12 protein-coding genes are annotated in these 14,471 nt (G+C 73.1%); 6 read left to right on the top strand and 6 right to left on the bottom strand.

What is annotated here, in order from left to right:
* Nucleotides 1-38 precede the first annotated feature (38 nt).
* Nucleotides 39-1,706, top strand: a complete 1,668-nt coding sequence (locus ABD369_RS05420) for a protein kinase domain-containing protein (RefSeq protein ID WP_344635031.1) — start codon at nt 39-41, stop codon at nt 1,704-1,706.
* A gap of 172 nt (nt 1,707-1,878) precedes the next feature.
* On the opposite strand, the gene tatA is transcribed toward ABD369_RS05420, so the two are convergent.
* Nucleotides 1,879-2,163 carry a Sec-independent protein translocase subunit TatA gene (tatA, locus tag ABD369_RS05415; RefSeq protein WP_344635030.1) on the bottom strand — a complete coding sequence of 95 codons (285 nt, stop codon included), beginning with the start codon at nt 2,161-2,163 and terminating at the stop codon, nt 1,879-1,881.
* A gap of 464 nt (nt 2,164-2,627) precedes the next feature.
* Between tatA and ABD369_RS05410 the strand changes: the two genes are divergently transcribed.
* A complete protein-coding gene (locus tag ABD369_RS05410) occupies nt 2,628-3,215 on the top strand; it encodes a TetR/AcrR family transcriptional regulator (RefSeq protein WP_344635029.1) in 588 nt (195 codons plus the stop codon).
* A 65-nt stretch (nt 3,216-3,280) separates the two neighbouring features.
* On the opposite strand, the gene ABD369_RS05405 is transcribed toward ABD369_RS05410, so the two are convergent.
* Entirely contained in the window at nt 3,281-3,625 is a 345-nt protein-coding gene (locus tag ABD369_RS05405; protein ID WP_344635028.1) for a cupin domain-containing protein, read from the bottom strand.
* A 188-nt stretch (nt 3,626-3,813) separates the two neighbouring features.
* On the opposite strand from ABD369_RS05405, the gene ABD369_RS05400 reads away from it, so the two are divergent.
* Nucleotides 3,814-4,074 carry a hypothetical protein gene (locus tag ABD369_RS05400; RefSeq protein WP_344635027.1) on the top strand — a complete coding sequence of 87 codons (261 nt, stop codon included), beginning with the start codon at nt 3,814-3,816 and terminating at the stop codon, nt 4,072-4,074.
* 63 nt (nt 4,075-4,137) lie between these two features.
* Here ABD369_RS05400 and ABD369_RS05395 read toward each other — a convergent pair whose 3' ends face one another.
* Nucleotides 4,138-5,829 carry a class I adenylate-forming enzyme family protein gene (locus ABD369_RS05395; protein WP_344635026.1) on the bottom strand — a complete coding sequence of 564 codons (1,692 nt, stop codon included), beginning with the start codon at nt 5,827-5,829 and terminating at the stop codon, nt 4,138-4,140.
* A gap of 136 nt (nt 5,830-5,965) precedes the next feature.
* The gene (locus ABD369_RS05390) at nt 5,966-7,123 is read right to left on the bottom strand and encodes an acyl-CoA dehydrogenase family protein (RefSeq protein WP_344635107.1); all 1,158 of its coding nucleotides are present in this window, start codon (nt 7,121-7,123) and stop codon (nt 5,966-5,968) included.
* A gap of 234 nt (nt 7,124-7,357) precedes the next feature.
* On the opposite strand from ABD369_RS05390, the gene ABD369_RS05385 reads away from it, so the two are divergent.
* Nucleotides 7,358-8,527, top strand: coding sequence for a TetR/AcrR family transcriptional regulator (locus tag ABD369_RS05385; protein WP_344635025.1), 1,170 nt, complete (start codon nt 7,358-7,360; stop codon nt 8,525-8,527).
* 148 nt (nt 8,528-8,675) lie between these two features.
* On the opposite strand, the gene ABD369_RS05380 is transcribed toward ABD369_RS05385, so the two are convergent.
* On the bottom strand, nt 8,676-8,966 hold the full coding sequence (locus tag ABD369_RS05380; protein WP_344635024.1) for a hypothetical protein: 291 nt from the start codon (nt 8,964-8,966) through the stop codon (nt 8,676-8,678).
* A gap of 356 nt (nt 8,967-9,322) precedes the next feature.
* On the opposite strand from ABD369_RS05380, the gene ABD369_RS05375 reads away from it, so the two are divergent.
* Nucleotides 9,323-11,260 carry an ATP-binding protein gene (locus ABD369_RS05375; RefSeq protein ID WP_344635023.1) on the top strand — a complete coding sequence of 646 codons (1,938 nt, stop codon included), beginning with the start codon at nt 9,323-9,325 and terminating at the stop codon, nt 11,258-11,260.
* On the top strand, nt 11,257-13,620 hold the full coding sequence (locus ABD369_RS05370; protein WP_344635022.1) for a hypothetical protein: 2,364 nt from the start codon (nt 11,257-11,259) through the stop codon (nt 13,618-13,620). Before ABD369_RS05375 ends, ABD369_RS05370 begins: the two co-directional genes overlap by 4 nt.
* A gap of 137 nt (nt 13,621-13,757) precedes the next feature.
* On the opposite strand, the gene ABD369_RS05365 is transcribed toward ABD369_RS05370, so the two are convergent.
* Nucleotides 13,758-14,438, bottom strand: a complete 681-nt coding sequence (locus ABD369_RS05365) for a DUF6445 family protein (RefSeq protein ID WP_344635106.1) — start codon at nt 14,436-14,438, stop codon at nt 13,758-13,760.
* Nucleotides 14,439-14,471: the final 33 nt, after the last annotated feature.

Genomic DNA, 14,471 nt, shown 5'->3' with positions numbered 1-14,471 from the left:
CGAGAACACCACACGGTCGAGTTGGTTATCGTGCACAGGTGCACCAGCGGCCCGAAGTCTCCGGCCGGTGGACCCGAGGGGAGTGGTGCCAGGTGATCGGACGTGCGCTGAACGGGCGTTACGTACTGGAGGAGATAATCGGCGTCGGTGGGATGGCCACCGTCTGGCGCGGCCACGACCGGGTGCTCGGCCGTGCGGTCGCGGTCAAGGTGCTCAACGGCGGCCTGGCCGACGACCCGCGCTTCGCCGATCGCTTCAGCCGCGAGGCCCAGCACGCCGCGATGCTGGTTCACCCGCGCATCGTCACCGTCTTCGACTCGGGCGTGGACCAGGGCTCCCCCTACATCGTGATGGAGCTGGTGCACGGCCAGCCGCTCAGCCGCCTGATCGCCGAACTCGGACGCCTGCCGGTGGAGCGGTCCGTCGGTATCGCCGCCGCCGTCTGCGAGGCGCTGGAGGTCGCCCACGCGGCCGAGATCGTGCACCGGGACATCAAGCCCGGAAACATCATGATCACCCAGGACGGCGGGGTGAAGGTGGTGGACTTCGGCATCGCCCGAGCCGGCTCCTCCAGCTCCCGGCTGACCCAGACCGCCTCGGTGGTCGGCACCGCCGCCTACCTCTCGCCCGAGCAGGCCACCGCCGCCCCGGTGGACGGCCGCTCCGACCTGTACGCGGTCGGCTGCGTCCTGGTCGAAATGCTCACCGGTCGGCCGCCGTTCGACGCCGAGACCCCGGTCGGCATCGCCTTCAAGCACGTCAGCGAGCAGCCCGCCCCGGTCGCCGCGCGCCGCCCGGACGTACCGCCGGCGCTGGACGCGGCGGTGCTGCGGCTGCTGGCCAAGAAGCCCGCGGACCGTCCGGTCGGTGCGGCCGCCGCCCGGTCGGAGCTGCTGGCCGCCGTCCCGGTGGCCGCGGCCGCGGACCGTACGGCGGAGCTGCTGGCAACCAACGGGCAGGGCGCCGAACTCTTCGCCGCCACCCAGCTGCTGCCCCCGGTCGCCGGAGTACCGGCGGAGGTGCCGGGCCGGGGGCACGCCGACGCGCAGCGCACCGCCGTACTCCCGGCGGCGGCCCCGCCGCCGTTCGCCCAACCCTCGTTCACCCCGCCGGGCGGACCTCCGGCGTCCGGGGCTGCCACGTCGCTGATGGAGCCCGTTCCCGCCCACGACGAGCCCGTGCTGCAGCGCCGCAGACGGCCGCTGGTACCGATCGCGATCGGGGTCGCCGCGGTGGCGGGCGTGGCGGCGGTCGCGGCCTTCGCACTCGGTGGGTCCTCCGGCGGCTCGGCTCCGGCCGCGGCGCCGAGCGGCAAGCCGCCGACCGCGGTGGGGTCCTCCCCGGCCGCCGCGGCCACCACCCCGACGCCGGACACCGCGACCAGCGCCCCGCCCAAGAACGGCCCGGCCGCCGCACTGGCCGCGCTCCGCGCCGACGTGGCGGCGCAGCCGTTCGGCAAGGAGAAGGACAAGCAGGGCGAGCTGCTGGGCCGGCTGGACACCGCGGCACAGGCGATCGCCGACCACCGGCCGCAGGATGCCGAGGCGGTGCTGCGGGGTGTCCAGAAGACCGTCAAGGACCTGGCCAAGAAGCACGGGGTCGACGGCGCTACCACCCAGAACTGGCAGAACCGCCTCGGCGCACTGGTCAACACGTTGCACGGCCAGCAGCCGCGCGACCGCAACGCGGACGACGGCGACAACTGACGCGGCGTCCGGTCGGCCTCCGGTTCGCCGGCTCCGCCGTACGGGCCGCTCCGCCACCCGCTCACGCCGGCCGGTCGGCGGCGGTGGCGCCCGCGGTGGATGCGGAAACGCCGGAGCCTCCGGCCCGTCAGCTGACGGGCCGGAGGCTCCGGGTGAAGTCGTGGTGGCCGGCTCAGGCGGTGGTGGCCGACCTGTCGGTCTCGGCGGACTTGGCGATGTTGGCGGGGCTCACCGCCGGGCGCGGCTGCTCGGCGGCAGTGCTGGTGGCCGTGGAGTTCTGGGCCGTCCCGTCGGTCGGAGTCTCGTCCTCGCGCAGCGCCTTGGTCTCCGCCTTCAGGATCCGCATGGACTTCCCGAGGCCGCGGGCCATCTCGGGCAGCTTCTTCGAGCCAAAGAGCAGAACGATGACAGCCAGCACCACGAGGAGGTGCCAGGGCTCCAGACCGTTGCGCAGCATCCCTGACCACCGGTCCCTTCGGATATCTCGCCGTTATCAGGGCCGGGCGGGCTTGCCCGACTTGGCCAGTATGCCTGGCGCGAGCGCAGAACGTATACACCGGCCGGGAAACGGTGGTCAAAGAGCGGGTGTTCTGCAGGTGGGGCAGGGTATGTGGTCTCGACCACGTACGGATGGGCCGCCTGTTGCCGGTATCGCGCACCGGCCGCCGCACCCCGCCCGACCGGCTGTGCGGCCCGCTCTGGTCCGCCGGCCGCACCGGGGTGGCGAGCGTGCGGTCTGAGATCTCATCAGGTCGGGGGCGGGTGGAGAGCCGTGTTGACGGCGGGGACGGGGCGGCCGGGGCGCGGCGGCGGTGGCGTGGAGTGGGGCCGTCCGGGACGGCTGCGCCGCACGGTCGTGTGACTCGGGCGTCTTGCTCTACTGTCCAAGACGGTCGTCCAGCGCTGGAATAGCATCGGGCCATGGGAAATCGCGAGGATCTGCTGGCGGGGGCCAAGCGCTGCCTGTACGAGAAGGGCTACGGGCGCACCACCGCCCGGGACATCGCCACGGCCGCCGGGGTCAGCCTGGCCGCCATCGGCTACCACTACGGCTCGAAGGACGCCCTGCTCGTCCAGGCGATCATCGAGGCGATGGGTGAGTGGGGTGAGGCGGTCGGCAGGCTGACGACCGAGGCGCGCGGCGCCGCCACCCCCGAGGAACGCTTCGTCGCCGTCTGGGACCGGGTGCTGGAGAGCTTCGTCGAGCACCGCGACCTGTGGGCGGTGCAACTGGAGGTCGCCACCCGGGTGGCGGACTCGCCGGAGCTGCGGGAGGCGTTCGCGGCCACCCAGCGCGAGGCGCGGCTCGGACTCTCGGCGATCTTCCAGGGGCTGGCGGAGGTGCCCGACAGCCCGGAGGAGCTGGCCAGGGGTGCCTTCTACCAGTCACTCCTGATCGGGCTGGCGGTCCAGTGGTTCGCGACCCCCGACCAGGCTCCGGACGGACGGGAGATCCTGCGCGGGTTGCGGCTGGTCAGCGGGACGGTCCTGGCCGCACCGGCGTCCTGAGCCCGACGCGGCCCGGATGGTTGCTTCGGATGGCTGACGGCTGTTCCGCCGCGCGGCCCGCGCGGTCAGTAGGTGACGGCGGTGAGCAGCACCACCGAGTCCTGGTGGGCCAGCAGGCCGTGCCGCTCCTGCGGGATCGGGCGCAGTTGGCCGGCCCGCAGCTCGATCCGCCGGCCCGAGACGGTCAGCGACACCCGTCCGCGCAGCACCTGGATGCTGGCGGCGGGCGGTGCGTTGTGCTCGTCCAGTGAGGTCCCGGCCGTCAGGGCGATCACGGTCTGGCGCAGTACGCCGTCGTGGACCAGGAGGTGCGCGCTGCGGCCGTGCGGGTCGGCGGCGGCCTTCGCGGCGTGCTCGTCGGCGAGTGCCACCAGATCGACGGGGGTGTCGGCGGGGGCTGGGCCGGCCATCGCGTCCTCCTGGTTCGCGGCCTACTGCTGGAGGGTCCCCCGACCGCGACCCTAGGCGGCCCGCTCCGCGGACGGCAACCGTGCACCCGGCCCGGACCAGCCGCGGGCGGTAGGCGGGTACCCGGTCCGGTCCATCGGCGGACGGCTTCCGGGTGCGGGCGGCACGCCACTCTTGGATGGTGGATGCCATGGCGAACTATCAGAAGTTCATCAGTGGATTCCAGGTCAACCGGGGCATGCTCACCGCCGGTGCCGCGCTCACCGGGATCGGCGCGCTGATCGGGCTGACCGGCACGGTGCTCGTCGGCGTGGCGCTGGCCTCGGCCGGACGGGGCTGGGTGCAGCAGCTGGAGACCCCACCCAGCGAACTGGCGGCCCGCGCCTTCCAGCAGGCCAAGGCGGCCTCCCAGGCGGGCCTCGAAGCCTGGCGCGCCCAGGCGGCGGACTGACCGGCCGGACGGCCCTGGCGGGCACGGAGCCGTTCCGGCACCCCGCGTGGGCCGCCCTCCGGCTCACGTCGCGCCCGGAACGGCTTCCTGCGCGATGACCTCGGCGCGCAGGGCACGCTTGACGATCTTCCCGGTGGGGTTGCGGGGCAGTCCGGTGCCGCGCAGGAACACGTGCGTGGGCACCTTGAACGAAGCCAGCCGGGCCGCGACATGGTCGCGGAGCCCGTCCGCGTCGACGCCCGCGCCCGGCCGGAGCACCACCACGGCGGCCACCTCCTCGCCGAGTACGGGGTGCGGCACACCGATCACGGCGGCGTCGGCGACCTCGGGATGGTCGAAGAGCACCCCCTCGACCTCGATGCAGTAGACGTTCTCGCCGCCGCGGATCACGATGTCCTTCAGGCGGTCGACGATGTAGACCTCGCCGCCCTGGAGGCGGGCCAGGTCACCGGTGCGGAACCAGCCGTCGGTGAAGGCGGCGGCGGTGGCCTCGGGGTTGTTGCGGTAGCCGCTGAAGACCGGCTGCCCGCGCAGCCAGAGCTCGCCGATCTCGCCGTCCGGGAGGGCGGCGCCCGTGGGGCCTGCGATCCTCACCTCGACGGCGGGAGCGGGGCGGCCGATGCTGTCGGGCTGCTCGACGTAGCGGGCGCCTAGGTTGGCGATCACGCCGCCGCAGGTCTCGGTGAGGCCGTAGCCGTTGCGGGCCTCCACCCGCCCGCCGAAGCGGCGGGCGATCCGCCGGGCCAGCCCGGGCGGGGCCGCGGAGCCGCCGGTGCTGATCGCCCGCATCGTGGGCAGCTCCTCCCCGGCGGCGTCGGCCGCGTCCAGCAGCCCGAGGGCGGTGGCGGGGACCCCGTAGTAGGCGGTGATCCGGTGCCCGGCGATCAGCCGGAGCGCCTCGGCGGCATCCCATTTGTGCATCAGGACCACGGCGCCGCCGCTCGCCATCAGCGGGAACAGCGCGGTGAACGCCGCGACGTGGAAGAACGGGTAGGTCATCAGCGCGGTGTGCAGCGGCACCGCCACCGGGTCCACGTCCGCGCAGAGCATCGCGCTCAGCGCGAAGAAGCGGGGGTTCTGCGCCGCCGCGCACCAGGCCCGGTGGGTGGCGGCAACTCCCTTGGGGTGACCGGTGGTTCCCGAGGTGTAGATGAGCGTGGCCTGGTCCTCGGGGGAGATCTCGACCGGTGGGAGGCCGGCCCCGGACGCGGCCGGGCCGTCGAGCGGCAGTTCCTCCAGCCGGTCGTGCCCGAGCCCCGGGGCCCCGACGGTGAGCAGCGGTACTCCACGGGCGGCGGCCCACCGCTCGGTCCGCTCGGCACGCTCGCGGTCGGCGACGATCAGCCCCGGTTCGCAGTCGTCCAGCGCGTACCCCAGCTCCTCGCGCTCCCACCAGGCGTTCAGCGGTACGGCGACCAGTCCGGCCAACTGGGTGGCCCAGAAGGCGATCTGCCACTCGGGGAGGTTGCGCATGGCGATCACCACCCGGTCGCCGGGCCGCAGGCCGTACCTGGTGCGGTACCGGTGGGCGAGGGCGGTGGCGGCCGTGTGGTGCCCCGCGTAGGTCAGCTCGCGGGAGCCGGCCAGTAGGAAGGGGCGGTCGCCGTGCGCGAGGGTGGTGTCCAGCAACTCCCGTAGGGTGCGCGGTCCTTGGCGGTAGTGAGGGCCGTCAGGGGTGTCGGCGGTGGCGAAGGGGGCGCCGGGTGCGCTGAGCGCGGCCTGGACGCGGACGAGCTTGGCGAGCGCGGGTGTCATGGCGTCCTCGGTGCGTCGGCTCTCGGAAGACCGGTCGGTCTAAGGTCGCGAAGGGTCCGGCAGCGGGCCCATGGGGGAAGCCCGCTGCCGGGGACGCGGCGATCCGGTGGGGGGCGGCCGCCGCGCGCTGCCGGGCCTACAGGCCCAGGGACTTGGCGATGATGGTCTTCATGACTTCGCTGGTGCCGCCGTAGATCCTGAACACCCGGTTGTCGGTGTAGAGGCGGGCGATCGGGTACTCCAGGATGTAGCCGTAGCCGCCGTGCAGCTGAAGGCACTTGTCGATCACCTGGGAGGCGGACTCGGTGCAGAACAGCTTGGTCGCCGCCGCGTCCGCGACCGTCAGCCCGCCGTTCTGGTAGAGCTCTAGCGCCCGGTCGACCATCGACTGCTGGGCCATCACCTGGGCCTGGCAGTCGGCCAGGGTGAACTTGGTGTTCTGGAACTCGGCCACCGCCTGGCCGAACACCTTGCGGTCCTTGACGTAACCCACCGCGAAACGCACCGCGGCCGCGGCCGAGGCGTACGCGCCCACGGCGATCGCCAGCCGCTCCTGCACCAGGTTGTGGGTGAGGTAGTCGAAGGCCCTGCCCTCCTCGCCCAGCAGGTCCTCCACCGGCACCTTGACGTCGGTGAACGAGAGTTCGGCGGTGTCCGAGGCGCGCAGGCCGATCTTCTGGAGCTTGCGGCCGACCGAGTAGCCGGGGGAGGTGGTGTCGACGCAGAGGATCGACAGGCCGGCCCGGCGGTCGGCCGGGTCGTACGGGGAGGTGCGGCAGACCACCAGCACCAGGTCGGCCAGCACGCCGCCGGTGATGAAGGTCTTGGCGCCGTTGAGGACGTAGTGGGTGCCGTCCTCGGAGAGCTTCGCCGTGGTGCTGATCCCGGCCAGGTCCGAGCCCGCGCCCGGCTCGGTCATCGCGATCGCCGTCATGATGTCGCCCGAGACGAAGCCCGGCAGCCAGCGCCGCTTCTGCTCCTCGTCGGCGTACTCCAGCAGGTAGGGCAGCACCAGGCCGGTGTGCACACCGGAGGAGCCGAAGGTGACGCCCGCGCGGGCGCACTCCTCGCTGATCACCGCCTGGTACTTGAAGCCGGTCTCGCCCGCGCCGCCGTACTCCTCGGGTACCTCGATGCCGTAGACGCCCAGTTCACCGAGCTTGCGGTAGAAGTCGCGCGGCGGGTGGCCCTCGGCCTCCCAGCTCTCGTAGACCGGGACGACTTCCCTGGCGATGAAGCTCCGGATGGTCTCCCGGAACGCCTCGTGGTCCTCGGTGAACACGGTGCGGCGCACGGCGGCGCTCCCTTCGTGGTGCCCGTTGATCGCTCCACAAGTTAATCGCGGGTAGCCATGGCTGTCCAGCATCGAAGCATTGCTTTCTCGCTGATCGAGGAGGAAGAAGTGAATCCTTGCTAACCTGTGGCGAATCATCGAGGTGTGGTGTTGCCGTGATTCACCGAACTGGTCCGCTGTGGGGAGCACGGACCAGCGGGGTGCGGCGCCCGGGCCGATCGCGAGGGGAGTCACGTGACGACGGAGCGGGAGGTCGTGCGCCGGCCGCCCGGGCGCAGGGCGCAGATCCTCGCGGTGGCGAGCGAGCAGTTCCACCGGCGGGGATACCACCAGATCTCGATGGCGGAGGTCGCCGCCGAGGTCGGCATCACCGCCCCCGCGCTCTACCGGCACTACCGCAACAAGCCCGAACTCCTGCTTCGGGCCGTCGAGTCGGACCTCGCCGCGGTCCGGGCGGCGGTCCGCGCCGGCCACCGGGACCTGGACGGGCTCTGCGGCGCGCTCGCCGCCGTCGCGGTGGAGCACCGGGCGCTCGGCACCCTGTGGCAGCGGGACGCCAGGCTGCTGCCGTCCGTCCAGCGCGCCGAACTGTGGGGGCGGCTGCGTGCGGACGTCGGCGCGATGGCCGAGCTGCTCTCCGACGCCAGGCCCGAACTCCCGCCCCAGGACGCCGAGTTCCTCTGCTGGTCGACGCTGTCCGCGTACGGCAGCCTGTCGTACCACACCTTCGCACCACCCCGCCGCAGCTTCGAGCGGCTGCTGCGGCGGATCGGCGGGGCGGTGCTCGCGGTCACCCCGTCCGGGCTGCCCGAGCCCGTGGTGGCGGCCCGGACCGCCGCTGCGGTGCCGGAGTCCAGGCGGGAGGAACTGCTCACCGCCGCCGTACGGCTGTTCCACGAGCGTGGTTTCGACAATGTGAGCACCGACCAGCTCGGCGCCGCGGTCGGAATCTCGGGTCCCAGTGTGTACAAGCACTTCGACACCAAGGCCGAACTGCTCGCCGCCACCCTGGTGCGCAGCCGCGAGCGGCTCTGGCACGAGGTCGAGAGCGCGATCGCGGGCGGCGGCACCCCCGGCGGGGCACTCGCCGCCGGGCTGTCCGCGTACGTCGACTTCGCGCTGCGCCACCGGCACCACCTGGGCGTGATGCTGGTCGAGACCGAGCGGCTGACCGAGCCCGACCGCAGGGCGGCGGTGGACTTCCGGCGGGACTTCCTGCACACCTGGGTCGGCCTGCTCCGCCAGGTGCGGCCGGCCTTCGAGAACACGGAGGCGCGGATCCGGGTGCATGCGATGTTCGCGCTGGTGAACGACGGGGTGCGGAACCGTCCTGGCTGTACCAGGCCGGATCTGGCGGACTGTCTGGTCGAGTTGGGCCGGGCGGTGCTGGGCCTGACGGTGTGACCCGGCCGACGGCGGCAACGGTGTGCCCCGGTCGGCTGTGGGAGGGGGCGGCCGTCGGACGGTGAAGGGCGGGCCCCTGTGGAAGGGAGGGGCCCGCCCGGTCACTCGCGCGGCGGACTGAGCGCGCCCGCTCGGCGGTCTGGGCGGCTCAGTACAGAACGAAGGGGTAGTAGACGCGGCTGTCCAGGTCGGCGCTGCCCTGAAGGGTGGTGCGGGCGTCACCGAGGCCGTGGTTCCGGTTCTGCCGCCGGTTCCGGTCTCCGCCGTCCGAGCCGGCCTGCCGGCCCGTGTCGCCGTCGAAGGTGCTGCCGGAGTCGCTCACCACGCTGTCGGGCTGGGGCTCGGAGCCGGTGCCGTTGCTCGCCTGGGCGCTGCCGATTCCGGCGAGGAGGAACGCGCCGAGAGCGGTGACGGCAGCGGCCGCGCGAATACGGGACACGGTGGTCTCCCTGCTTAACTGGTGCGAATTGTGGCGCATCCCGGGGTGGCCGCCCCGGGATGCGCCGCTTCCTGACGTCGCGGGACAAGCATTCCCCGAACGGCCGATTGACTTCAATGGATCGCCGCCAGGTTCCCTCGTTCGTGTCACCCGGATGGAATAGCGCGAAGCGGTACGAGGCTGGTACGGAGGGCTGGTGAGGCCCGGAATAGCGTCGAATATCGGCAATTTCCCCCGCTTTGCCATAGTGGCTCGGGGTCACTCTTGCGTCAACGCCGAGTTGACCGGTTCACGTCGCGTGAATAGCGACTGAAAACAGTGGTCGAAGGATTGTCGTACTGGCAGACTGGGGCCTCATGTCTGAAGGACTCCAGCCCGGTCGCGAGCCCGATCGCGACCTGCGAACCACCGAAGTCGATCTCGGCGGCCTGGTCGGCGTACTCGCCACCCACCTGTACTCCACTCCCCTGGTCGCGCTGCGCGAACTCGTCCAGAACGCCCACGACTCGCACATCCGCCGCAGGCTGGAGGACCCCGACAGCACCGTCCGGCCGGTGATCAGGGTCCGCGGCGACGCCGAGCGGCGTACCGTCGCCATCGAGGACACCGGAGCCGGGCTCACCGAACCCGAGATCCACGCCTACCTGGCCACCGTCGGTACCGGCTACACCCGGCTGCTGCGCGAAGTCACCGGCGACCAGAGCCTGATCGGCGCCTTCGGTCTCGGCTTCCTCTCCGCCTTCTCGGTGGCCGAGGAGGTCGCCGTCACCACCACCTCGCACCGTGAGCCCGCTGCCGGCCACCGCTACCGCAGCCGGGGCGGCGAGCAGTACAGCGTCGAGGCCGTCGCGCCGCGCCCGGTACCCGGCACCGTGGTCGAACTGCTGCTCAAGCCCGAACACGCCCACCTCGCCGACGAGTACGCACTGCGCGAGGCGCTCGCCCGGTACTGCGCACTGCTGCCCATCCCGGTCCACGTCGGCGACGACCCGACACCCGTCAACGACGTGCCCGTGCCCTGGCGGCAGGAGGTACCGGGGGACCCGCACACCGCCCGGATGCGCTTCGCCACCGCCTTCGGCCGCCGCTTCGAGCCGCTCACCGCCTTCCCGGTCACCCCCGTCGACGGCACGACCGACGCCGTCGGCCTGCTCTGGGTCCAGGACGGCGGCACCTACGGCAGCAGCGACAACCGGGACCTGTCGGTCTACCTGCGCGGCATGCTCCTCTCCGAGGACGCCCGCGACCTGCTGCCCAGCTGGGCCGGGTTCATCGGCGGCGTGATCGAGTCCACCCGCCTCACCCCCACCGCCAGCCGCGAGGACCTCCAGCGCGACGAGCACTACCGCGCACTCCAGCAGGCCCTCGCCGACGCCGTGGTGGACGGCCTGTACGAGACCGCCAGGCTGCACCCGGCCGCCTGGCGCCGCATCCTCGCCCGGCACGGCCAGGACCTGCTCGGCGCCGCGCTCTGCGACGACCGGCTGTTCACCCTGCTCGCCGACGACGTCCCGGTCCCCACCTCGCAGGGCGACCTGACGGCCGGTGCGCTGCGCGCGGCCGGCGGCGGCGCGGTGCACGTCGCGCTCGGCAGCGGCGGCGGCGGCTTCGAGGAGATGCTCTACCGGGCCATGCAGGTGCCGATCGCCCGCGGCGACCGGTACGCCGTCCTGCCCTTCCTGCGCCGCTACGCCCGGCTGCGCGACTGCCGGATCGTCGAACTCGGCAGCGAGAGCGGCAACCGCGAGCTCTTCCGCGACCCCGAGCGGCCGCTGCCCGCCGAGGAGGCCGCCTGGCTCTCCGCCGCCCTCACCGACCAGGGCGAACAGCTGGTCCCGGCCCGCTTCGACCCGCCGGGCCTGCCGTTGGTCCTGGTCCCCGACCGGGAGGCCGAGCTCAAGGCCAGGATCGAGGACGACCAGGCCGACGCCCGTATCCCGACCGCCGCCCTACGGCTCGCCCGTGCCTTCACCGCGAAGACCGACGGCACCGTCAAGGCCAGGCTCTACCTCAACCTCGCCTCGCCCGCCGTCGAACAGCTGCTCACCGCCTACCGCACCGGACACACCGGCAGCACCACGGCGGCCGGCCTGCTGCGCTCGTTGAAGGTCATCATGGCGGCGGCCTCGGGCTCCTCGGGCTCCTCGGGCGGGGACCTGACAGCCGCCCTGGCGGGTGTCGGCACAGCCGTCGCGGCGCTCACCGCGGCCGTACCGGAGGGACTGTCAGTGGTGCCGGACACACTGTCCGGAAGCGGCCGGCACGACGCGCTCCAGGGGGAGGGGACGGCATGACCACCGACATCTGGGCCTGGGTCCACGACGTTCACGGCGACTTGGTCGAGTCCGGCCAGCACCGGCTGGCCGACGCGCTCGCGGAGATCGCCGGGCACGCCGTCGAGGGTCGCAACGAGCAGCTCGACGCGATGTTCCCGGAGGCCATGGCGTCCGCCCGTGCGCTGGGGCTGCCCTGGGTCGAGGTCTTCCTGCGCCACTGGCGGCTGCAGAACCTGCTGAACAAGCGTCACCAGGGCGAGGCCGCGATGGCCGAGGCGGTCTCGCTGCTGGAGTTCGCCCACCGGGAGGAGACCGCGACCTGCCCGCAGTCCGTCTGTGCCGTCCAGGACTTCACCATCTGCCACGCCAACATCGACGGGCCCGGGTACGTCACCGAGCGGCTCGCCGTGCTGGAGGAGACGCTGGAGCGGGTCGAGCCGGCCCGCGCCTGTTTCGACTGCCTCTCCCGCGAGTACGCGGACACCCTCGAGGACGACGGCCGGGCCGAGGAGGCGCTGGCCCACCTCGACCGCGCGCAGGCCCGGATCAAGGCCGCCGACCAGCAGGTCTCGCTCGCCTTCGGCCACAGCCGTGCCTCCGCGCTCCACCGGCTCGGCCGCTACCAGGACGCCCTCGCCGCGTACGACGCCGCAGAGCTCGGTTACGTCTCCGCGCGCCAGAAGCCGGACGACGACGACCGCCGCAAGCTGGCCGTCGGCCGGGCGGTGATGCTCGCCGCCCTCGGCCGCACCGAACTCGCCCTGGAGCAGCTGCCGGGCATGGCGGAGGCCGAGCGGTACCCGGACATCCGCTACCGCTGGGCCACCGCCGTGGAGTCGCTCACCACCGCCGGCGCCTACCCGAACGACGCCGAGCTCGGCACCCGGCTCGCCCACTGGGTCGGCTACCTGGACACCGCGGGCTCCCACCGTCCCTGCCTCGACCTGCTCTTGATCGCCGGCCGGCTGGCGCTGCGCCGCGGCGCCCGTACGGTCGCCCTGACCCTGGCGGCCACCGGCGAGCGCAAGCTCACCCGCCTGCGGCGCACCGAGGGCGTGGCCGGGCAGGTCGCCGCCCTGCGCGAGGAGGCCGAGGGGCTGCCCGTCCCGGCGCTTCCGGTGCCCGCCGCCGGGCTGATCGACTGGCTGGCCGGGCAGGAGGTTCCGGCCGAGCACGCGGTCGACCTGCTCGCCGCCGCCGTGCCGGCCCCTGGCGCCGACACCGGGGAGGCCGGCCCCGCGCTCACCACCGACCTGGTGCTCAACCTCGCCGGAGCGCTCGGCAGTCTGGGCCACAGCGCTGCCGCGGCCGAGCTGCTCCGGGCCAGGATGGACCAGGACGAGGGGCACGAGCAGCTGGTCCTGATGCTCTCCGGGCTGCTGATCGACGCGGGCGACGGCGAGGGCGTGAAGCGGCTGGCCGACCGGCTGATCCAGCACCGGCCGGCCGACGCGCACTGGACCAGGGCCCGCTGGGCCGCCGCCGAGGGCCGCTGGGCCGAGGTCGGCGAGCACTGCGCCGCGCTGCTGGCCGTGGACCCCTCACGGATCAACCCGCGCCGGCTCGCCGCCTCCGCCGCGACCAGGCTCGGCGACCACGCCACCGCCCAGCGGCTCTACCAGGAGCTGCTGGAGCACGCACTGCCCTCCGAGGGCACCCCGCCGGAGCTCAGGCACCGGACGGTCCAGCAGCCCGACCTCTGGCACCTGATCACCGCCGCCACGGCCAACCGGGACTGGGCGGTGGTGCGTTCGACCGGCGCCCTGCTCGGCATCGGGTTCGCCACCGACGGCGGCCCGGTCGACGAGGAGTGGCAGCTGGTCACCATCCGGGCGACCAGGACCAACGGCTCCACCGCCGACCTGCCGGCCGTCCGCACCGGTCCGGCGAGCGCTCGGATCCTGCCGGTGCTCGGCGAGGAACTGCCGCTCAACCACCGGGACGTCGTGGTCTTCGGTCCCCAGTTGCTCAACGAGCCGCCCGCCGAGGGCGAGCCGGACGAGAACTGGCGGCCCGCCTTCGAGCTGCTCGTCCTGCTCGACCCGGCCGGGTACACCACTTACTGGCTGGACGGCGGCTGGCCGGGCCGCGAGGCCTGGACGGCACTGCGCGAGGAACTCGGCGAGGCGGGCTACGGCCTCTGGGTGTACAGCACCGGCGACTACGCGATCACCGATCCTGCGGACGAGGACGGCGAGCTGCCCGGTGTCTACGCCGCGCTCGGTGTGCCGCCGACCGCCTCGGCGGTCGAGGCCGACGCCCTGCTCACCCGGCTCACGACGGCCTGGGAGCACCCGCTCAGCTGGCCCGAACTGGCCGAGGCGGCTGGTGTGGACGTGGCCCTCCACCGGCGGATAGCCGAGCGCTACGGCCTCTGAACACGCCCTCGGGCGGCCCGGTCGGCTTCTCGGGGGTGCGGGAGACTCGTACGGTTTCGCAGTGCGCTCCCCGTGCCCTTGAGCAGCGCCCCGGCCGGCCCCCGAGCGCGCCCGGGCTCACGCCGTCCAGCCCGGGCTCACGCCATCCAGAAGAAGACGGCGGTCATCCGCTTGTCCTCCAGGGTGCTGCCCCAGTACCCGGTGGCGCTGTGGATCATGTTGGAGGTGTAGAGCAGCAGGCGGTTGTACTTGTTCGCCACCCGGACGTCCTCGGTGAAGGCGTCGGGGGAGACGAATCGGGTGCGCAACGCGTCCACCAGGTTGTTGTGCGGCGCGGTCACCAGATTGCCGCCGAGGGTGCCGCCGGGCAGGCTCTGCCGGTAGAAGCTGGTGCCGCAGTCCCGGGGCACGTCCGGGTTGAGGTAGAGCACCGCGGCGTACCGGCACAGTGCCCGGGAGTCGGTGTGCGGCCGGACCTGGCCCTCGTCCCGGCCGACGACCTGGACGCAGTTGTGGTTGAGGGTGGCACCACCGGGGGCGGTCTCCTGCCAGAGCCTGCCCGCGCCGGTGGCCTTCATCACCTGCCGCTCGACCAGGGCGAGTTCCTCGGGTGTCAGTCCGGGCATGGCGCGCAGCCCCGGCCAGCTCTCCGGCTTGTACGGGTAGCCCTCGGTCCAGTCGTCCTCGGCCAGGCAGCGGGCCCGGACGGCGTCGACGTCGGGCAGCACGTCGTCCAGCACCCAGTAGTCCCGCCCGGGTGTGGGCTTGCGGTAGGGGAGGACCGGGAGTGGTGGGGTCCTCTGCGGCCTCGGAGGCATTGGCATGGGCAGACCATACAGTTCGGGTCGGTC

Origin of the sequence: Kitasatospora cystarginea (genome assembly GCF_039533515.1) — a bacterium.
GTDB lineage: Bacteria > Actinomycetota > Actinomycetes > Streptomycetales > Streptomycetaceae > Kitasatospora > Kitasatospora cystarginea.
The sequence above is the reverse complement of the archived record's forward strand: the minus strand, read 5'-3'. Positions and strand labels throughout refer to the sequence as shown.

What these genes read in the sequence shown, in the direction of transcription:
- ABD369_RS05395 (WP_344635026.1), bottom strand. Translation starts at nt 5,829, where the DNA reads ATGACACCCGCGCTCGCCAAGCTCGTCCGCGTCCAGGCCGCGCTCAGC.
- ABD369_RS05370 (WP_344635022.1), top strand. Translation starts at nt 11,257, where the DNA reads ATGACCACCGACATCTGGGCCTGGGTCCACGACGTTCACGGCGACTTG.
- ABD369_RS05375 (WP_344635023.1), top strand. Translation starts at nt 9,323, where the DNA reads ATGTCTGAAGGACTCCAGCCCGGTCGCGAGCCCGATCGCGACCTGCGA.
- tatA (WP_344635030.1), bottom strand. Translation starts at nt 2,163, where the DNA reads ATGCTGCGCAACGGTCTGGAGCCCTGGCACCTCCTCGTGGTGCTGGCT.
- ABD369_RS05400 (WP_344635027.1), top strand. Translation starts at nt 3,814, where the DNA reads ATGGCGAACTATCAGAAGTTCATCAGTGGATTCCAGGTCAACCGGGGC.
- ABD369_RS05405 (WP_344635028.1), bottom strand. Translation starts at nt 3,625, where the DNA reads ATGGCCGGCCCAGCCCCCGCCGACACCCCCGTCGATCTGGTGGCACTC.
- ABD369_RS05365 (WP_344635106.1), bottom strand. Translation starts at nt 14,438, where the DNA reads ATGCCTCCGAGGCCGCAGAGGACCCCACCACTCCCGGTCCTCCCCTAC.
- ABD369_RS05410 (WP_344635029.1), top strand. Translation starts at nt 2,628, where the DNA reads ATGGGAAATCGCGAGGATCTGCTGGCGGGGGCCAAGCGCTGCCTGTAC.